At 63.5% G+C, this 19,107-nt stretch carries 19 protein-coding genes and 2 pseudogenes; 7 read left to right on the top strand and 14 right to left on the bottom strand.

Annotation, left to right across the window (positions count from 1 at the left end):
- Window positions 1-39: 39 nt before the first annotated feature.
- Window positions 40-1,325, bottom strand: a pseudogene (locus tag ACSAGD_RS04645) (amino acid permease).
- 222 nt (window positions 1,326-1,547) lie between these two features.
- On the opposite strand from ACSAGD_RS04645, the gene ACSAGD_RS04640 reads away from it, so the two are divergent.
- Genes ACSAGD_RS04640 through ACSAGD_RS04630 form a run of 3 tightly spaced genes read left to right on the top strand, consistent with a single transcriptional unit; the run spans window position 1,548 to window position 3,386 of the window.
- Entirely contained in the window at window positions 1,548-2,099 is a 552-nt protein-coding gene (locus tag ACSAGD_RS04640; RefSeq protein WP_437584560.1) for a hypothetical protein, read from the top strand.
- Window positions 2,100-2,148: 49 nt separating this feature from the next.
- Window positions 2,149-2,727: a 1-acyl-sn-glycerol-3-phosphate acyltransferase gene (locus ACSAGD_RS04635; RefSeq protein WP_437584559.1), complete on the top strand. Its 579-nt coding sequence runs from the start codon at window positions 2,149-2,151 to the stop codon at window positions 2,725-2,727.
- On the top strand, window positions 2,724-3,386 hold the full coding sequence (locus ACSAGD_RS04630; RefSeq protein ID WP_437584558.1) for a M23 family metallopeptidase: 663 nt from the start codon (window positions 2,724-2,726) through the stop codon (window positions 3,384-3,386). Before ACSAGD_RS04635 ends, ACSAGD_RS04630 begins: the two co-directional genes overlap by 4 nt.
- 7 nt (window positions 3,387-3,393) lie before the next feature.
- Here ACSAGD_RS04630 and ACSAGD_RS04625 read toward each other — a convergent pair whose 3' ends face one another.
- The 7 genes from ACSAGD_RS04625 to ACSAGD_RS04595 form a co-directional block, all read right to left on the bottom strand.
- On the bottom strand, window positions 3,394-4,158 hold the full coding sequence (locus tag ACSAGD_RS04625) for a hypothetical protein (protein WP_437584557.1): 765 nt from the start codon (window positions 4,156-4,158) through the stop codon (window positions 3,394-3,396).
- Window positions 4,159-4,345: 187 nt separating this feature from the next.
- A complete protein-coding gene (locus tag ACSAGD_RS04620; RefSeq protein ID WP_437584556.1) occupies window positions 4,346-5,512 on the bottom strand; it encodes a hypothetical protein in 1,167 nt (388 codons plus the stop codon).
- 1,016 nt (window positions 5,513-6,528) lie between these two features.
- Window positions 6,529-7,338 (bottom strand): ankyrin repeat domain-containing protein, encoded by an 810-nt coding sequence (locus ACSAGD_RS04615; RefSeq protein WP_437584555.1) that lies wholly within the window; start codon window positions 7,336-7,338, stop codon window positions 6,529-6,531.
- Window positions 7,339-7,626: 288 nt separating this feature from the next.
- Window positions 7,627-7,794 (bottom strand): type II toxin-antitoxin system prevent-host-death family antitoxin, encoded by a 168-nt coding sequence (locus tag ACSAGD_RS04610; RefSeq protein WP_437584553.1) that lies wholly within the window; start codon window positions 7,792-7,794, stop codon window positions 7,627-7,629.
- A 351-nt stretch (window positions 7,795-8,145) separates the two neighbouring features.
- Window positions 8,146-9,312: a low temperature requirement protein A gene (locus ACSAGD_RS04605; RefSeq protein WP_437584552.1), complete on the bottom strand. Its 1,167-nt coding sequence runs from the start codon at window positions 9,310-9,312 to the stop codon at window positions 8,146-8,148.
- 105 nt (window positions 9,313-9,417) lie between these two features.
- Complete coding sequence (locus tag ACSAGD_RS04600) at window positions 9,418-9,747, bottom strand: nuclear transport factor 2 family protein (protein WP_129314012.1); 330 nt, start codon at window positions 9,745-9,747, stop codon at window positions 9,418-9,420.
- Window positions 9,748-9,762: 15 nt separating this feature from the next.
- Window positions 9,763-10,518 (bottom strand): SDR family oxidoreductase, encoded by a 756-nt coding sequence (locus tag ACSAGD_RS04595; RefSeq protein WP_437584551.1) that lies wholly within the window; start codon window positions 10,516-10,518, stop codon window positions 9,763-9,765.
- A 64-nt stretch (window positions 10,519-10,582) separates the two neighbouring features.
- Between ACSAGD_RS04595 and ACSAGD_RS04590 the strand changes: the two genes are divergently transcribed.
- Window positions 10,583-11,272 (top strand): TetR/AcrR family transcriptional regulator, encoded by a 690-nt coding sequence (locus ACSAGD_RS04590; protein WP_437584550.1) that lies wholly within the window; start codon window positions 10,583-10,585, stop codon window positions 11,270-11,272.
- Between the two features lie 299 nt (window positions 11,273-11,571).
- On the opposite strand, the gene ACSAGD_RS04585 is transcribed toward ACSAGD_RS04590, so the two are convergent.
- Together ACSAGD_RS04585 and ACSAGD_RS04580 are read right to left on the bottom strand one after the other, a co-directional pair.
- Window positions 11,572-12,039 carry an ATP-binding cassette domain-containing protein gene (locus tag ACSAGD_RS04585; RefSeq protein WP_437584549.1) on the bottom strand — a complete coding sequence of 156 codons (468 nt, stop codon included), beginning with the start codon at window positions 12,037-12,039 and terminating at the stop codon, window positions 11,572-11,574.
- Window positions 12,040-12,141: 102 nt separating this feature from the next.
- A complete protein-coding gene (locus ACSAGD_RS04580; protein WP_437584184.1) occupies window positions 12,142-12,696 on the bottom strand; it encodes a PadR family transcriptional regulator in 555 nt (184 codons plus the stop codon).
- 75 nt (window positions 12,697-12,771) lie between these two features.
- Between ACSAGD_RS04580 and ACSAGD_RS04575 the strand changes: the two genes are divergently transcribed.
- Together ACSAGD_RS04575 and ACSAGD_RS04570 are read left to right on the top strand one after the other, a co-directional pair.
- Entirely contained in the window at window positions 12,772-13,704 is a 933-nt protein-coding gene (locus ACSAGD_RS04575; protein WP_437584185.1) for a hypothetical protein, read from the top strand.
- Window positions 13,705-13,745: 41 nt separating this feature from the next.
- Window positions 13,746-14,746, top strand: a pseudogene (locus ACSAGD_RS04570) (IS481 family transposase).
- Window positions 14,747-14,803: 57 nt separating this feature from the next.
- On the opposite strand, the gene ACSAGD_RS04565 reads toward ACSAGD_RS04570, so the two are convergent.
- From ACSAGD_RS04565 to ACSAGD_RS04555, 3 genes are read right to left on the bottom strand one after another with little or no spacing between them, the layout of a single operon-like run.
- A complete protein-coding gene (locus tag ACSAGD_RS04565) occupies window positions 14,804-15,103 on the bottom strand; it encodes a transcriptional regulator (RefSeq protein WP_437584548.1) in 300 nt (99 codons plus the stop codon).
- Window positions 15,100-15,579: a hypothetical protein gene (locus ACSAGD_RS04560; protein ID WP_437584547.1), complete on the bottom strand. Its 480-nt coding sequence runs from the start codon at window positions 15,577-15,579 to the stop codon at window positions 15,100-15,102. The genes ACSAGD_RS04565 and ACSAGD_RS04560 overlap by 4 nt, the downstream gene beginning before the upstream one ends.
- 9 nt (window positions 15,580-15,588) lie before the next feature.
- Window positions 15,589-15,726: a hypothetical protein gene (locus tag ACSAGD_RS04555; RefSeq protein WP_437584546.1), complete on the bottom strand. Its 138-nt coding sequence runs from the start codon at window positions 15,724-15,726 to the stop codon at window positions 15,589-15,591.
- 689 nt (window positions 15,727-16,415) lie between these two features.
- Between ACSAGD_RS04555 and ACSAGD_RS04550 the strand changes: the two genes are divergently transcribed.
- The gene (locus ACSAGD_RS04550) at window positions 16,416-18,455 is read left to right on the top strand and encodes a hypothetical protein (protein WP_437584545.1); all 2,040 of its coding nucleotides are present in this window, start codon (window positions 16,416-16,418) and stop codon (window positions 18,453-18,455) included.
- A gap of 172 nt (window positions 18,456-18,627) precedes the next feature.
- Here the strand turns inward: ACSAGD_RS04550 and ACSAGD_RS04545 are convergent, their stop codons facing one another.
- On the bottom strand, window positions 18,628-19,107 hold the full coding sequence (locus ACSAGD_RS04545; RefSeq protein WP_437584544.1) for a nucleotidyltransferase domain-containing protein: 480 nt from the start codon (window positions 19,105-19,107) through the stop codon (window positions 18,628-18,630).

The following is a 19,107-nucleotide window of genomic DNA, read 5'->3' as shown; positions in this document are numbered from 1 at the left end:
ACCTCCGTAAGTCCATCACCGGGAACACATATCGTAGGGCTATTTATTCCCAGCACTCTGAACTGCCCCACCCTCGAGGGCTGAGAGATCCATCGTTTCGAGGGATACGAGCCTGCTCTTCCGACCTGTGACAGCGCGGTGAACACCCCAGACCGCGAGAAAGACCGGGAGCCCGATATACGACGAGAGCAGAGCCACTACGTGCCCGTCGAGAACCGCCTGGAAGTTCTGGCCGCCGATCACGACGAGCATCACGACGAGTGCGAGAATCGGCCCGACCGGGAAGAACGGGGCGACGTACGGCAGCTCGTCGAGCGACCTTCCTTGTCGCAGCCACGCACGGCGGAACCTGACGTGCGACCACGAGATGCCGACCCAGACGATGAACCCGGAGAGGCCGGAGACGTTCAAGAGCCAGGAGTACGCTGCTCCGCTGCCGATGATGCTCGTCAGGAAAGCGAAGAGACCGATCGCGGCGGTCGCGCACAGCGCCATGATCGGCACGCCCCGGCTGTTGAGACGAGCGAAGATCTTGGGCGCTTTGCCCTCGTCAGCGAGTGCGTGAAGCATACGGGTCGACGCGTAGAGGCCAGAATTACCCGCAGAGAGCACCGCCGTGAGGATGACCGCGTTCACGACGGCAGCGGCGATGCCGATTCCCGCACGCTCGAACACGAGTGTGAAAGGGGATGCCGTGACGTCGCCACTGTCCGCGGAGGCGAGAAGCCGCGGATCGGTATTGGGAAGGAGAAATCCGATGACGGCGATCGCCAGAACATAGAACAGCATGATGCGCCAGAAGATCGTCCGGATGGCACGCGGCATGTTTCGTCGTGGGTCTTCGCTCTCCCCCGCCGCAATGCCGACGAGTTCTGTCCCTTGGAACGAGAACCCGGCGATCATGAAGACAGCGATGACGGAGACCCAGCCGCCGGCGAACGGCGCATCTCCCGCAGTCCAGTTTCTGAATCCAGGGCTGTCGCCTCCCATGACCCCGATGATCATGAGGATGCCGAGGCCGAGGAACACGATGACTGTCGTGACCTTGATCGCTGCGAACCAAAACTCACCCTCCCCGAACGCACGAGCGGAAAGCGCGTTGAGTCCGGTCAGGAGGGCGAGAAACAGACGAAGAGCACCATGACGCCAATGACGACGTATGCCACGAGGGCGCCGCCCGGCCCCGCCTGTGCGATCGTCCCGCCGGAAGCGAGAAACAGCCCTGTTCCGATGGCCCCGCCGATCACGATCATCTGCAGGTGCCGAGCGCGAAGGCTCCGCTTCAGCGCGGGAACTGTCGGTTCCGCGGAACTCGACGAGGTCATGAGCGGCCTTTCTCGTGGCGATGCGACATTCCAGGGTAGGTCGTCCGGCTGCTCTGCGGTGAATCGTCGCGTGTTTGGGCATCCCTCCCCATGTCGACGAAGCATCTCGCGTCGTAAGGTGGCAGCGTGGCATCACCAATCCCGTACGCCTAAGCAGCGCAGACTCTGCAGATACGAGGTTCAGTGACACTGCCCGGTGCCCCGGCTTCGTGGTCTCGAGTTATGGCCGTCCTCTTCATCGTCCTTCGAGTGCTCATCGTCGCTTTGGCCGTCGCTACCCCGATATTCCTGGTCGTGGCGATCACTTCCGGCGCGCAAGTGTTTCCTGCCGGCATCATCGGCGTCATTTCCGCGCTGGTGATGCTTGCAGGTGCCTTTACCCTCGTCACTTACATGTCTCGACGGCATCGCGCGCGGGGCGAGCTCGAGCGCCTTGACGTGTGGATCGGCGCTGAAGGCGTGATGCTGCGCGGCGTGGGTCCCATCCCCTGGCACGACTTCGAACCTGCCAGACACCAACTAGTTCCGGCGGAGCACGACAGCGGATATGTGTCGCGAGCGGTTATGCCATTGACGCCGTCGGGGGTGTTCAACGTCAATAACCGTCTTGCACCGCAGCTTCGTGAACGCGTGTGTCCCGTCAGCGGGCCAATGTGGAAGAAGATGCACTACTGGGTTTATGTCCCCGGAGTCGAGGGCCTTGCTCAGAATGAGGTGATGGACCTCATCAATCGGGGGCACTGGATGTACGCCCGAGCGCAATACAGCGCATGATCGGCACTCCATACGAAAGCGCGCATATATTCTGACCTAACGTTAGGCCATGCTTCGACGCCTCATCTCCGGTGCGTTCTGGAGGCTGAGCCGCTGGAAACTCACGAGCGAGCCCGCACCAAATCGGCCCACTGTCCTCATCGGCGCGCCTCACACGTCAAACTGGGACTTCGTCCTCATGCTTGCGATCGCATGGCGACTCGGGATCGACGTCCGCTGGCTCGGCAAGAAGAGCCTGTTCAAGGGTTGGCGCGGGCCCATGATGCGCAGCCTCGGAGGCATCCCCGTCGATCGCGCAGACCCGAGCCGCGTCGTCGCCGACGTCGTTCAGCAGGTTCATGCTGGAGACGTCTTCGGCCTCGTCGTCACACCGGATGGAACACGCGGTGCGCATACCCATTGGAAGTCCGGTTTCTATCGCATCGCTCGTGAGACCGGGATGCCCGTGACGCTCGGCTACGTCGACCGTACGACGATGACGACCGGCCTCGGGCCGACTTTCGAGCTCACCGGCAACGTCACCCATGACATGGACCGCATACGCGAGTTCTACTCTGACAAGGCCGGGCTTCGTCCCGCGTTGCGCGTCGAGCCGCGCCTCCGGGAGGAAGACTCCGCTCCACGATGACAAACGCCGTCCTCCTGTCGTACCCGTTTCGCGGTCGTTGGCTCACGCAGAACAGCCCCGCGTCCCGCGTTCCCAGTCACGGCACGACGCTGTTCGGCACGTCATACGCGATCGATTTCGTTCCCGTAGACAATGATGGTCGATCTGCGCGCATCACGATTCGCTCGCTCGTCGCCAGAGAGCATCCACGGACGTTCATCGGCTTCGGTCGCGACGTTCTCGCACCGATCGACGGAACTGTCGTTGCAGTGTACGATTCGATCCCGGATCACGCTGCTTATCGCGGCATCCCTTCTCTTGGCTACGCGCTCACGCAGAGTCACAGAGCACGAAAAGGCTGGCTCGGGCTCGCCGGAAACCATGTGATGATCGAGTCGGATGCTGGCCCTGTCCTCGCACTGTGTCACCTTCAGCTCGGGAGTATCCCCGTGGCGGAGGGGCAGCGAGTTCGCTCAGGCGACATCATCGGACGCTGTGGCAACTCGGGCAACAGCACGGAACCGCATCTGCACCTGCAGGCGATCGATCGGCTCGATGTCGACATTGCTCGCGCGGTGCCGATCACGTTCGACCACGGTCTGCCGCGCAATGGCCAGATCAAAGACATCGATGATTCGGGCGAGCAAGCTCAGGATGCTCACGGGATGACACCCGTCTGAGCGACGCTCAGACTCGCCGCTCTGTCGTCCGCCGGCGCGCCAGCCAGACGACACCTCCGATCACGATCACCTGAACGATGAGCAGAACGGTCCCCGAGATCACTGCGGGCCATCCCATCACGAAGCCTGACTGAAGCGTCCCGATGCCGCTCGCAACGGGATAGAAGAGCGGCCACAGAATGGCGAGGTTTCGGACGAACACGAAGACGATTCCGAATGCGATCGCGAACAGCCCGAAGCTGAGCGCCAGTACGAAGGGCACCGAACCGACGTGCTGCAGAGCGAACCCGACTCCCGTCAGCACGATCGCCGGCAACCAGCCGAAAGCGCGTTCCCAACGCAGAAACAGCCACCCGAAGACAAAGAACGGCTCCCAGAAGACCACCAGGTTAGCGAGGAGATGCGGCATGACAGGCACGTTGGACGCCGCGGCGACCGTCACCAGCTGATATGCTGACCCGGCACCCAGCAACGCCGACACGATGAGCGAGACGATGAGGAGTCGGCGGCGAATGCCGAGCCCCGCGAGCCCTTCGCGTCGCCACAGAACGACAGTCACGACCGGGATCAGAGTTGCGACGATGACGATGCCGCCGAGAAGGAACCACTCGTTAACGGCGTTTCCCGCCCAATAGCAGCCCCAGAATGCGAGCAGCGTGCCCGCGGCGATGAGGGTGTCGCCTCGTGGATTCCACGCGAACATTCGTCGACGAGGCTGAGAGCTGGGCGCGGTCTCTGACGCCCCAGCGGGTGGAGTGTTCAGCGCTGACATCTGCGTCCTCTTTCCGCGCAAGGCCCCTACTTACGCCGAGCGCATGGTGAATTACGCCGTTGCCGAGCCATGGTAGGAGGTAAAGCGTGCCCGCGCCAGGTCTACGATGCGTGTCTGTGCGGCGCGAAGTGTGTTCACCCCGTTCATCGACGACGTTCAGCGCCGTGGTGGCGTGGATGCCGCTGTTCTAACTGCGACCGAACAAGGACAGGATCGCACCGAAGAATCTGAGAATCTGGACTACGACGACGAAAGCCTGCAGAACAGCCATGGTTGCTTGCATGGTGGCACCGAGCGCACGGAGATTCTGGGCGGTGACATCGGCCCCACCGAGATATTCGAACTCCCTCTCCCACTGGCGCTCACATCGGAAGAGCACCGCGTATGGCAGAAGGCGCTCGATGAGCACGTACCGATCGAGTCCTGCTTGCGCAACTGCGTCGTTCGCGGTCGGCCGTGGCCTGAGTCCGAGTGCTTGACCGCCGGGAGTCAGCGCGCCGGCCGGTGTCCGAAGCGCGCCCTGCGGAGATTGCAGAACGCGAAGACGATCCTGCTCAGCCAGACGCACGTAATCACGCAGCCCCGAGAGGTAGCGACGCAGCTCCGTGCCCTGCTCGGTGAAGAGAAGAATCGGCGGCGGCGCGATCGTGAGAACTCCGAGCACGCCCGCAACGGTCAATACCGTGACGATGATGCCGACCCAGTCCCCGTTCAACGCGGCGCCGAATATGAAGATGAGCCCAAATGCCGTGAGCGCGAGAAACATCAGAGAGAGCACATACAGGTGGATGCTCACAGAGAACTTCTTCGTGAGCCCTTGCCGCTTCATCTGCCTCCGCACGGAGTCGAAGTACGCGGCGAGCGCGCGCCGCTGGTGACTGCGAAAAGCGCCCTTCCCCTTGAGGAAGTAGATATCGGGGGCTTCTTCTGGAGCGCTTACGTGGATGCCGATATCCGCGAGTGCCCGGACGTACGTACGCCGCATTCGCTTCGTGTAGAGCTTGGGCCGAAACGAACGAAGAAAGAGCCGTTCTTGTGCGGTCAGCCCCGTACCGAGGAGCGCCTCGATCGCGACAGGACCACGCTTGCCGCGCGGAGCAAGAACACGAATCTTCTTCTGGACTGCGAGCTGGATGATCGTCGCCGCCAAAACGCGTCGATCGGCACGTAGAGCCAGACCATGATGCGTGATGCTGCCTCGAGGTGGGACGTACTGGGCAACAAGCGATTTCGGAAGATGCCGTGCGAACGGGCGTGTGATGAGAACGACGAGAAGCGCAATGCCGACGACGAGCAGTCCGAGAACAACGATGCCGATCAGATAGTCGGTATCCGTCGCGTAGCTGGACGACATCTTCAGAGTGGCTCCCCGCGTGACCTAACATTCGCTGATCTCGATCGTATCGACACCCCAGCGCCAGCCGTAGCTTCTAGTGAGGAGACTTCTCCCCATTGCGGTCTCCGGATCGCCACGATCTAATCGAACCATCGGCTCAAGATCGATTGCGAAACTGTAGCGTCACGAGGAGGATCTCACGAGTGACGACGTCCGTCGGATATCCGACCCCATTGCGCGTGCAGTGCAATCGGGGCTTTGGATCAGCGTTCTGGTTCGTCATAGGTGTGACTCTTCTTCTGACGCTCTTCGGAGTTGCGCAGGGTTGGGCAACTGGGTCCGGAAAAGGTGCCGCCGTCGGCCTCCTCATTGGAGCCTCCGTCGGCGTGATCTTCCTCGTTACGCGCGCTGTCTTGCTCCCACAATTGAGCATCGACCTCGAACGCGGCCGCTTGCGAACGCGTTTCCGCACTATACCGTTCTACGCCGTCGCCGTAGTCCGATTCAAAGCATACGGCCGTCCCGGAAGCTGGGCCGACTTTATGGATGCTGATGGCCGGGTCCTAGCCCGAATGGCCCTCGCAGACACGTTCTTCGCCACACCGACTGCGGCGCAATGGCATGCCCTTCGTTGCACTATCGCATCCGCTTCTGCTGTTGGTGGCTATCGCTCAGCCCAAACACCTCTCAGACATAGCTCGTGGGTGCCCGTGGATGCCGCTGTCCAAGCGCTCGATGCGCAGGCTTCATGGTGCGCCGCCGGCAAGCGGTCGAGTTCACGCCACGCGCCGGTCACCGCCTTCTACGGGACTCACGTCGCCCTACACTGAATCGTCTGCGACATAGTCGACGCTCGCATGACCTCTCCGGCGCCGAATGATCAGTGCCAGTCGTAGGTGACCATCCAGAGAGGCGCCTCCTACTCGGCTACCCCCGTGCTCAATTCCTGATCGCTCATCGCACGCGACCAAAGATGTCAGTGCTTATAAGGCACATCGCCGAGTGGGCGGGGCTTAGGGTTCTGGGCGACCCACTCAACCGCGAGCTCCGACAGACGATCCAGGTCGGTCTGCGCACCTCGTCCCGTGCGAACATGGCGTGCGACGGCGCGCTTCGTGCCGCTCGTGCCATGTGCCGCTATTGATCAGGATGTCGGACGAACCGTCGTGCATCACACGCCTCCCAACGGGAGCCACATCGAAGATCGTGTACAGCTCGTCTAACGCAGCCTGCGTGACGTCAAGCTGATCCACCGCGAAGACCGAGCGAGCTCGTTCGAACTCCTGACCGATCTGCTCAACTCTGGCACGCATCTTGTTCGATATTGGTGAGCCCAACGGAATGAGCAGACGGACGATGCCGACAGCGTCAGTGATGCGCCTGTTCTCGACCCGCGCAAGCGCCGCCTCTAACAGGGACTGCGGATTCCAGCGGTCGTCCGAGACCGTTGCACCGCGCTCAGCCAGCAACGTGGCAGCGCTGACCTTGAGGTCGATGACGGCGTTGACGAAGGCCGTACGACCTGACTTGTCGGGAGCTTCGATATCTGCCCCGAGCGACAAGAGCAGATCGATCTGGTCGACATGCTTCTGCATCGAGCTCTGCGCGCGCTCAGCCAATGCCGTGCAGCCACGAACGTCACGAGCGTCGACGTCGAGTCCTTGTTCAACCAACCACACGATCAGTTCATCTGGACAGTCGCGAAAACCGAGGGCGGTCGATTTGTTGTACCCACCGCGTGCGTCGATCTCACAGTGATCGAATACCGCAATAAGTTCAGCGAGCGATGCAGAGACGAGCATCGCGTCAAATTCCTTGGGAAGAGTCTTGCGCTTTCGAGCCATAGGGCACCTTCCACTACGTGTTATGAAGACCGCGGCCCTTTCCAGCTCGGTCGCCTCACTGTTGAGAGCTGGATACACCCGGAAGGGCGCGGGTCGCTTGCGAGCGACTCGATCGCATCGAGCAAGCGGCGTGCCGTCGACCTATCGAGCTTCCGGATCGCCTTCGCTGCTGACGGGACATAACTGATCGCGTACGACATCGAATAGGGTCAGCGACCGAGCTCGCGCATGAGCACTTCGTGAGAGACGCACCCTACCTCACTCCGCGCCTCAACAGCAGCACGGATGTCATTCCTGGTCTTCCAGGGCCTGCACCGCGCGGTCATAGAACTCCGGCGACACGACTACCGCACGGCGCCCCGCGCCACGCGAAGTGATCTCAACAGGCTCGCGCTGTGCTGCAGCGATGTAGTCGCTCTGCTGGCTACGGAACTGGGACAGAGTCACGGAGGTCATGGGCTCATCGTACAACTTGTACAAGTTGCACGAAAGCGGCTCGTAAAGCTGCAACCAGACGTTAGAGCACGAACCTAAATTCGACCGAGTTCCGCTACAAACCAACCTCTGACGATGAGTAGTCAAGTTGCCAGCGCTAATCATCCCGCGGGTCAGAGCGTTGCTCTGATCCGTTCGTACAGTGCACGGCCGAGACCAGGTGCGCATAGCCACCGGCGACGCAAAGGAGCATTCTCACCGCGATGCGGTCGGCCAGCTATGACCGAGGATCGCAATTGAAAAGCAAAGCGCGTCGCTCGCTCCTGAGCACCGCGATCGGGCGCAGAAGGATCTCAGATAGAGGTTGCCAGGTCATCGCCGGTTATCGAGCGCCGACTGTTTCGATGTCGTGTACGCGGTGTGGGCGGCGAGAATAGCCGTCACGGCGAGCACGGCGACGCTCAAGGCAATCACCGGCACGTGATCGATTAGCAGCATCGCGGCGATCGTGATCACCACCAGCACGGCTGCTGCGATGAACCGGGACCGCGCGAGGCGTCCGAACCGGGACCGGAGGAACAACAGGTTCCCCGCCAGGTAGACGAGCGGACCTGCTGCCGTCACGATAACGACTGCGGGCGTGAGGTGATCATGGGAGAGTCGCAGCTCGATGGAGACGGCGACGAGGATCGCACCCAGGACCATGAAGGCATGCGCGTAGGCATAGGCCGACCGGAGAGCCCCGGTCGACGAGTCCCCACCGCGAGTATCAGGCCCAGCAAGGGCGAAGTAGTTCCACCAAAGCACGAACAGGGACGCGAAGCCGACGAGCATGCTCAGGGCGAGCGACGGAGAAAGCTGGCCGTGGGACACGATGCTGCCGCCCATGAGCAGAATGGACTCGCCGAGGGCAATGATGAAGACGAGACGGTTGCGCTCGGCCAGGTGCTCGGCGTCTGTGTCCCACTGGTGCATGGGTGCCGCCCCGATGCCGGGGATCCGGTAGTGGGCCAGCGGGGCCGCGTAGTCGATGAGCACCGCAATCAACCAGAGACCCAGCCGCCACTCGAGGGGCAGTGCCGCACCGAGGGCCCAGAAGATGCCGGCCAGGAGGGTCCACAGCAGGAGCATGCGGTAGTTGGCTGCGAGCTGGTTTCCGCGGTAGGCGATCATCATGAAGACCGGACGAAGGATGCCCATGAATAGATAGCACCCGACGAACAACCAGGCTCCGTCGCCGAAGGCACTAGGAATGGCGATCGACATGCCCAGCGCGGCAAGCATGAGCACCCCGGAGAGCAGCTGCACCGCGGTGCGGCTCGGATCCAGCCAGTTCATCGCCCAAGCGGTGTAGTTCCAACCCCACCACACCGCGGCGAACACCACGATAGTCTGGGCTGCACCCTCCCAAGAGAGATGCTCGATGAGCAGGTGCGAGAGCTGGATTATAGCGAAGACGTAGACCAGGTCGAAGAAGAGCTCGACAGGGCCGACCTCGGATCGACGTTGCCCGGTGCGGGCGAGCGGGACGGTAGTCATGGTTGACGAACCTCGTATATGCGTGTCGTGCGTTTGCTTCGAAGGCAACAACACCGAGCGGGCGTCCATCTGGCTGGACGCCCGCTCGAGATGCCAGTGTCGGTTCTAGCCTTCGCGGATCGTCATCTTCGCGAGCTTGTCGCCGTCGACGTCGAAGATAAATTTCGAGCGGCCGTTGGCGTGGTTGGAGCGCCAGTCGCCGACGACGGTGACCGTCTCGCCTGCAGCGTCTACCTCCTCGACGGCAAGCGTGCCGCGGGAGCCGATGAACTCCCTGTCGCTCCAGGCCTTGATTGCATCGCGGCCGGTGAAGATCCGCCCCCAGTCGTCGACCGCGCCGGCGGCGGTGAAGGCGTCGAGGAACGCGGCCTCGTCATGGCGATTGACGGCGTCGATGAAGGACGCCACTGGCTCGGGAATAGTCTGATCGGTCATGAGTCTGCTCCGTTCTCAGCGGGTGGTGTAGCCGCCGTTGGCGAGGATGGTCTGACCGGTGATCCACCAGCCGTCGGTGGCGAGGAAGCGGACGATGGGGGCGATGTCCTCGATCTTGGTCAGCTCATTGCCCATGGCCTGTGATTTGTGGAAAGCGACTCGCTCCGGTGTCTCCTGCCCATAGAAGAACGGGGTGTCCATCGGACCGGGCGCCACCGCAGTCACGGAGATTCCGCGATCGGCGAACTCCTTGGCCGCGGCGCGGGTGAAGTGCTCCACCGGCGACTTGCCGCCGGCATAGGTGGAGTAACCGTCGGTGAAGGCCGCCAGCAGCGAGGTGACGATGGTGACGATCTTGCCACCCTCGGCGAGGCTCTTCCCGGCTTCCTTGATGAAGAAGTAAGCGGCCTTGGAGTTGATGTCGAACATCGAGTCATACTCGTCCTCGGTCGTCTCCACGATCGGCTTGCGCAGGACCTTGCCGGCAGTGTTCACCGCAATGTCGATCGTACCCAGCGCCGATTCCGCGTCGGCGAACAGGCGGGTCACGTTCGCCGGAACCGTGAGGTCTGCCTGGAACGTAGCGCCCTTGACTCCAGCAGCCTCGACAGCAGCGAGCGTCTGCTCGGCGTCGGCGCGGCTGGAGTCGGAGTTGTAGTGGATCGCCACGTTCGCGCCAGCCTCGGCCGCCTGGCGAGCGATCAACCCGCCGAGGTTCTTCGCGCCGCCCGCGATCAGAACGTTCTTGCCCTTGAGTGTGTGCTCAGCCATGAAGCCCCCTCTGTATCGTCACTATGCAACTGTATCTCTCTGATACATAAGCTAACGTAGCATCATGACAGGAACGCCGACAAGCGATACACGGGAGCGGATGATCCTGGCGGCCGCGGACCTCATTGCCGCCTCTCCCGGCGAGGACTTCTCCCTGCGAGCGGTCTGTGAGGCGGTCGGGGTGAAGATGCCGACGCTCTACCACTTCTTCGGCTCCAAGCAAGGACTGATCGACGCTGTCATCGCGCACGGGTTCGACCTCTACCTGGGCGAGAAGTCGTCGATGGAGTCCTCCGGCGACCCCATCCAGGACATCCGCGCCGGTTGGGACGCCCACGTCGCCTTCGGCCTGGCCAACCCCGGGTTTTACACGCTGATGTACGGGAAGGTCCGCCCTGGGTACTCCCCCGAGGCGCAGTCGCGTCCCAGCGAGATCCTACGCGCGCTCACGGCGCGGGCCGCCGAGCAGGGCCGGCTCCTGGTGCCCTCTGAGCAGGCTGCCGCGCACATCCTCGTGACCAACATCGGCGTCACCCTGCGTCAGATTATCCTGGCAGCGCCGGACCCGGGGCTCTCTCAAGCTGTCCGTGAGGGTGTTATCTCAGCGATCACCGGCAAGGGAACACGAGCCGACGACCCTCTCACCATCGCCATCGAGATTGCCGCAGCGAATCCAGACGTCCTTGGCAGGGCAGAGACCCAGCTCCTTATCGAATGGCTCGGCCGGTTGAGCAGGGTTGAGAAGCTGCAGTAGGCGAGTGCCACGAGCTTCGGAGAGGCACAGCGGTTCAGGAGGTAGACAAGAGACCTTCTTCGATCAAACCAACGCCGTGCCAGCGGGCAGGATTCGCGCCGCGCGTACAGAGTGCCTAACTCAACACTAGGCCGTCGTAGATGCGCTCGGACGGCTCGACGTCCCGATCGACGGGGACGTGGAGTGTGGCGATGTGCAGCCGTTGCCCGTCCGACCTCACCAGACGTTAGTTTGAAAAGCGGAATTCGACCACGTCCCCACACCGAGAAACATCTGTTCGCCAGGTCCACTCCCTCCCGTCAGAGGCCACTGCAGACCTTCCCAGTAGGCGAAGCCGAGCTGGACGATGACATCCGCACGGTCTTGACCGCGAAGTCGACCTGCGCGTCGTCGAGGCCGAGCAGGCGCTGAACGATGCGCATGTTCTCCGCGCCGGTCAGGTGCGCATACCCCGGCGGAGTCTCGATGAGCGAGCCGACACCGCCCGGCAACTGCCGCCGGGTGCTGCGGGTCATCGGCTGGCCCAGCACCTCGACCTCGCCGCTGGTGGGACGGATGAGCGAGAGCAGCATCTTCATGGTCGTCGATTTGCCCGAGCCATTCGGCCCGAGGAAGCCGTAGACACTGCCTTCAGGGATGCGCAGGTCGAGACCGTCGACGACGATGCGGCCGCCGTAGGCCTTCGTGAGGTTTGAAGGTTCGACGGTGAGGGACATGCCTCCACCCTCGCGAAGATCAATGGCGGTGTCGTCTGCCGAGGCGATCATCTTCGACTAGTTGTTGCTGGCCATGAGGTTGTTGACGGGGACCTCGTGCACGGTTGCCGATCGACAAGCGAGTCGCGTCACTCCGTGAGCAGGGCGATGTGGTTAGTTTGTCCGGCTTGGCCAGGCAAGGGAACCGGAGCGGATGCGGCGGATGATCGCTTCCAGCCATGAGCGTTCGTGGTCGAGCTGGTCGCGGTAGTAGTGGGTCTCGATCATGTGCAGTTCGGGGATGTTCTCCGCTTGGTCTAGCGCGCCTTCCAGGCGCTCTTCTTCGCGATGGATGCGGTCGACGCGTCCTTGCAGTGCGGCTGCTGCTTCGGCCGGGACGAGGATTCCGAGGTAGGCCAGCGCGACCATGAATGCGGTGCGGTCGCCTAGAGCGCCGTCCCGAACCTGGCGCTCGACGCGCTCGGCGAGAGCCTGTCGGCCAGCCGGGGTGAGCTGGAATACCTGTCGGTCTGCGTCTTCCTGCTTCGAGCGCAGCCAGCCGGCCTCTACGAGTGTGTTGAGCAGTGTGTAGACGGTTGAGTTCCGCGCGCCGATGTAGGCGTAACGCGAGCGCAGCTCGCTGAAGAGGGCGTAGGCGTGCCGGGGCTGCTCGGCCATCAGCCCCAGGATCGGCAGAACGAGCGGGTTGGCGAGCGCGCTGGTCGGCATCGCTCCAGACTAGCGGAGATAGCCGTATACGGCTATGGTTTCAGTTGCCCGTATACGGCTAGTGAGGAGTTCGTCATGTTGTTTGGAATCTGGCCCGGTGTGGTTGCGGCGGATCTGGTGGATCTGACCCCGTTGGCGACGCCGCCAGAAGACGTCGAGCGCACACGCGCTGGCCTTGACCGGTTGCAGGGCGATGCGGCGCAGTTCTATATCCGCTGCTATCGGCACTACCGCGGGGTCGGAGCACCCGAACCCGGCGTCGATGCGACGCCCGCCGACCCGGGGAACTACATCGGGCGCGGCCGGCTTATCGACCTCACTGCGTGCTATCGCGCCACCGAGCCCGACCCTTCCGGCTACGCCGAGTTCGTCCGCCAAGCCGTCCGGGACGTTGCCGCGTGGGGCGGTGGGAAGGTCCAGGTCGGCGAAGAACTCAACGTGCCGTACCCACAGGACGGTGGCTTCCCTGGCTGCTTCGAGGCAGTTGGCGCGGGCGTCGCGGCCGGGATCGAGGAACGCGACCGCCTCGACGCGAATGTCGCAATCGGCGTGAACTGCGCCGGAGTCGCCGACCCCGCGTTCTGGACCAGGATGGCCGATGCTTTGGGGACGGACTCGACAGCCCGACTCGACTTCATCGGCCTAGACATGTTCCCCGACGTTTTCCACCCCATCCCAGAAGACAAAGTCAGCGCAGGGGCACAGTTTCTCGTCCGCACTCTGCGACAGGTCACCCGCGACGTCGGAATCTCCGAGGCAACGCCGATCCATGTGACCGAGACCGGCTGGCCCACCGGTGCAACCCGCGATGAGGAGAAGCAGGCACGCATCCTGCACGCCGTCGCAGAGGCCGTAGCCGCGACCGGCGAGGTGAGCGTGTACGAGTTGTTCTCGCTCCGCGACGGGATCAGCGACGGCAACTGGCAGAACGGATTCGGGCTCCTCCGCGACGACTACACGCCCAAACCGGCATACGACACGGTTCGACGTCTCATCGAGGCGTCGTGACGGGTGCCGCCGCGTCAGACGAGGGTTGCCTCTTGGCTGCGATGACCCACCGAAACGCCCCGCTCACCCCCGAAGGCCGTAAGCGACTCATCGAACGCGCCGCACTCGCCCGATCGCGCACGTGGCTGCTGAGATGGGGATTTCTCGGGCGACCGCATCGAAGTGGGTAAACCGCTACAAGAAGTTCGGGGAGCTGGGGCTCCTCGACCGCTCATCAGCTCCAGCTCGGCAGCCGACCGCCACACCAGGGGCCCTCGTCGAGCAAATCGAGTCGATGCGGCGTGAGCACAAATGGTCCGCATCTCGCATCGCTTTCGAGCTCGCCCAGCAGGGCAGACCGCTCGGCCGCCGCACCATCACCCGGATACTCGCCCAGCTCGGCCTGAACCGGAGGAAATTCATCGATCCGAACGGAGAGGCCAACCGCGCTCCACGGAAGATCATCGCCGAGCGCCCCGGGCACATGGTGCATCTCGACGTGAAGAAGACCGGCCGCATCCCGGACGGCGGCGGCTGGCGCGTGCACGGAAGAGACAGCGCTGAGGCCAGAGCCGTCGCACGCACGAAGGAGCGAGGTGCGCGCACCGGCTACGTCTACCTGCACTCCGCGATCGACGGCCATACCCGCCTCGCCTACACCGAAGCCCTCGAGAACGAGCAAGCAACGACGGCGATCGCGTTCCTCGACCGAGCGCGCGAGTGGTTCGCCAAGCACGGCATCGCGAAGATCGAGCGGATCATCACCGACAACGGCGCCTGCTACCGCGCCCAAGCATTCGCAGCCGCTCTCGGCGGCTCGCAGCACCGGCGCACGAGGCCGTACACGCCGAAGCACAACGGCAAGGTCGAGCGCTACAACCGCATCCTGGCCGAGGAGTTCCTCTACGCACGAACTTGGAACTCAGAGACCGAACGCGTGAACGCGCTCGCGACCTGGAATCAGCACTACAACTACCACCGGCCCCACGGAGCCCACGGTGGAAAGCCGCCCGCGTCCGCAACACCATTGCGTGTCAACAACGTCCTGGCCTCATACAACTAGTCGATCCGCATTACGTCGGGCAGCAGACCGGGGCGCGCGCGGCCGCGACGCCAGTGTTCACCCGGCGATCGCTCTGAGCGCAGCCAGGTGCTGCTCGACGACCTCGCGACCAGCACCAGTCAGCGCCACCCAGGTCAGTCGGCGCGCATCGGACCGCTTCTCCGACGCTTCCTTGCGCACGGAGACCAGGCCCGCGTTGGCGAGGACGGCGAGGTTCTTCGAAAGATTCGCATCGCTCAACTCGAGCGCATCGCGAATGACCGAGAACTCCAATTCCTCGGCGCGGCGCAGCAACCCACAGATGCGCAGGCGGGTTGGGGCATGGACGACCTCGTGGAATTGCGCTTTCGTGCTCACGGTCCGGTCGCCGATCCTGCCAGCTCTCGGCGGAGCTCACGGTCGTAGTGACGCCCCATGACCCACGTCGCGAAGAGGCCCGACAGCGCAGGTAGGAGAGCCCACCAGGGTGCGGGTTCCGTCACGCGCAAAGCAAGCGCCGTCCCCATCAAGACGATGTTGATGACCATGAGGACGCGCTGGAGTTGCCGGGTGGAGGGGCCGGCGGCCCGCGAGATCCAGACCCCCGTGCGAAGCGTGTACACCCGGACGAGAAGCGCGATCCCGATGACTCCGATCGCGACGAGGCCGAAGCCGAGTGCGCCTGGGTACGCAACCCCGAAGATCATCAGAGCGACGATGACGCCGAGGATCGGGTGATACCACCAGGGCGTGATGACCCGCTGGGCCAGACGCGCTCCATCAGCATCGAGAGCGGACAGCGCTTCCCGCGCCGCATCGCCATCAGAGGCCCCCGAACCAGAGTCATTTTCCATGTCGGCAAGTCAAGCATTGACTTTCCAGCTCGTCAAGTCACCTAGGGCGCTTGCCCACTCGGACGCGGGGGCCAGGCCCAGGCGGTGGGCGAGAACGACCGCTTGGGCCTGGTCGCGCAGCTGAAGCTTGGCGAGGATGCGCAGCACGTGCACACGCGCGGTGTTCTCCGAGATGACCAGCTCCGCGGCGGTCTCCGCGTTGAACAGCCGGGTCCTGTATACACGAGCACCTCCCGCTCACGCGCGGTGAGCTCGTCGAGCCGCTCTTCCCATGCAGAGCCCACGGTCATACGGCGCTATTCTGCGAAGCAGTCGAGCATACGGACGCCACCGCGTCCGCTCGACCGCGTACGAACAGAGCATGTGTCGGCCGCCGGCAGTTGGACGCCGACTGCCGGCGACCAACCGTCGTGCCTCACACGTTGAAGCGGAACTCCACCACGTCCCCACACCGAGAAACATCACGTCACGGAGGGCGGTGGGGGTGTGCAGCCTTCAGCCTCCGCCCAATGGCCCTCGCGCGTCCCAGCTGACGACGCTGCGGAGCTCAGCACTCCCACTGCGGTGTCCGCTGCGCTTCGACGGAAGCCCACCAGATGCTCGCCGGACATCCCGTGGCCCGCTTCGACGGAAGCCCACCAGATGCTCGCCGGACATCCCGTGGCCCGCTTCGTCCGCATGCCCGCGCGTAGGGACCCGCATCGCGCCGATAACATGGCGCGAGACACTTCCCGCCTTGCAACGGCCGACGCCGCATGCACCCCTCATCGCCGGAGCGTAGCCGCTGAACGTGGCCGGGCGGCCGGCCGCAGACACTCGAGCATGGAGAAACGCACGTGACGGCAGCGATACGTGGGGAGATCCTCACCTACCTGGAGGCGATCGGAGCCGAGGACGGCTCCGACGTCATGCTCACGGCAATGGAAGCCGTGGGAACGAAGTTCACGCTCAAGGAGTACACGTCGACTGGCGTGCACGAGAAGTACCTGATTTTCGCCAAGGGAGGCGTTGACTTCCTGCTTCATGACGGCATCGTCGACACCGTGTTCTTCCACCTACGCGACAGCGAAAAGTACGCTGCTTATGCGCATCCTGACGCGTTGGTGGAGGGCGTCAGGTTCGGCATGAGCCGGGACGAGGTGATCGACAAGCTGGGCATGCCTCGACAGAACAAGAAGCGTTACCTTCTCTATCCGGCGGGCGATGCGTTCGTGAACATCCAGTTCCGGGATGAGCGTGTCCTGCGCATCAACGCACAGCGACAGGACTACGCTGCGCAGGCCGAGGCCGAGGCCGAGGCCGAGGCCGAACAGGGAAAGTCCGTGCTCACCGTCGCGCCGAAGCCGATCACCGGCGAGATCCGACCGTATCTCGACGCCATCGGCGCAGAGGACGGCTCCGACGTCATGCTCGCGGCGATGGAAGCCGTAGGAACGAAGTTCTCGATCAAGGAGTACACGTCGACCGGCGTGCACGAGAAATATCTGATCTTCGCCAAGGGAGGCGTGGACTTCCTGCTCCTCGATGGCATCGTCGACACCGTGTTCTTCCACTTGTACGAGAGCGATCGATACGCTGCCTATGCGCACGTCGAGGCTCTCGTAGACGGTCTCACGCCGGGAATGACCCGGGCTGAGGTCATCGACCTGCTCGGCCCAGCGCGTCAGGACCGGGAGCACTTCCTCCTGTACCCAGCCGGCGATGCATTCGTGAACATCCAACTCGACGACGAACGGATCTCAGCCATCGATGCACAGCGGTTCGACCTGCTGGCACAGGCCGAGGCCGAGCAGGCAGAGTCCGTACCCACCACCGAGCCGAAGCCGCTCACAGGCGAAACCTTGCAGCCGATCGATGCCGCAAGTTCGACATACGGAGACCCGGTCATGCTGGATCTGGTTGAGCCGCTCGACCCGCCACAGGCACTCGACCATGGAGGAACGCACGTGACGGCAGCGATCCGTGGGGAGATCCTCACCTACCTGGAGGCGATCGGCTCCGAGGACGGCTCCGACGAGATGATCGCGGCGATGGAGGCCGTGGGCACGAGGTTCATCCTCGATGAGTACACGTCGGCCGGAACCCGCGAGAAGTACCTGTGCTTCGAAAAAGGGGGCGTGGAGTTCCTGCTCCACGACGGAGTCGTCGAGACCGTCGACTTCTACCTGCGTGACAACAAGGAGTACACAGCGTATGCGCACCCCGATGCGCTCGTCGAAGGAGTGTCCCTCGGTACGACTCGCGCCGAGGTCATTGCTCTCCTCGGCACGCCGCGGCAGAACAGAGAACGCTTCCTTCTGTACGCGGTCGGCAGTGCGTTCGTGCACTTCCAGATCCGCGATGAGCGAGTGACACGCATCGCGGCGATGCGGGCCGATCTGGTTGCCGAAGAAGAAGCCGCTGACGCCGCTGCTGCAGCCCCGGCGCTCGCCGCCGAACCGAAGCCGATCACCGGCGAGATCTCGCAGCTGATCAATGCCGCGGGATCGGCATACGGAGACCCAGTCATGCTGGACCTGGTCGAGCTACTCGGCCCGCGCCTCGACTCGCACGACATCGACGCCGCGGATGGCGGCGGCAAGCTGCTCGTCTTCGCAAGCGGCGGGGTGGATCTGCAGTACCGCGACGGCGTCCTCCTCGCCGTCCTCGTGCACGTGCACGAGGACGAACGCCGCCCGTACCCACGCCTCGGCACGCTCGTCGACGGACTATCGTTCCCGGCCACGCGCGAGGACGTGCACGCTGCACTGGGCGCACCGAACGATTCCCGCTCGCATCTCGATCTCTACAGCGAGAACGGCACGCACGTGATCTTCAACTACAACGGCGGCTCACTGGCGACCATCTCGATCGTCCACGTGCCGGACGACGCCTGACGCGGGCATGCTCGCCCGGTCGCTCAGCACACGTGCACGCGTTCCATTGCCGATCCCGTGAGCATCAGCGGCCCGCGGAGCGCCCCGGGCTGGCCGAAATCACACATTGAAGCAAAATTCAACCGAGTTCCGGCACGGAGAACCATCTTCGGTCGAGACGCGTCGACGTCGCTCATCCTCTGCCGTCACCCAGCCCCCGGAGCAACTCGAGATCGTGATGGTCCTCAGGCCGGAGCTCATATCCTGACCTCAACTCCACGAGCCTCGCCGCAGTCGCTACGACCACTGGGCGACCACGAATCATCCCCTCAGCACGATCGCGCGCACGATGGGCGAAGGTCTCGTCCCCGAAACCCTTCTGGAGACCGTCACCGGCTGCGTCCAGCGTCATCGGGTGGATGTCGACAGCCCGATCGCCCGATCGCAGCTCCACACGAATCGGTCGCCAATCCTCGACGACCTCGTACCCGCGACCGGACAGCCACTCGATGAGGGTGTCGACTTGTCCAGCGTCGACGAAGAGGTCCAGGTCTCCGTGCGTTCTGGACTGGGATCCGACCAAGGCATCGACAGCCCAGCCGCCGTTCACCTGGTACACGACAGAGCGCTCATCGAGCCAGTCGACGACGCGGACGACCTCCTCGGCGTCCAT

This window comes from Paramicrobacterium salitolerans (assembly GCF_051513965.1).
Taxonomy (GTDB): Bacteria; Actinomycetota; Actinomycetes; order Actinomycetales; family Microbacteriaceae; genus Paramicrobacterium.
Note: the sequence above shows the minus strand (reverse complement) of the source record. Positions and strands in the feature narration are given on the sequence as shown.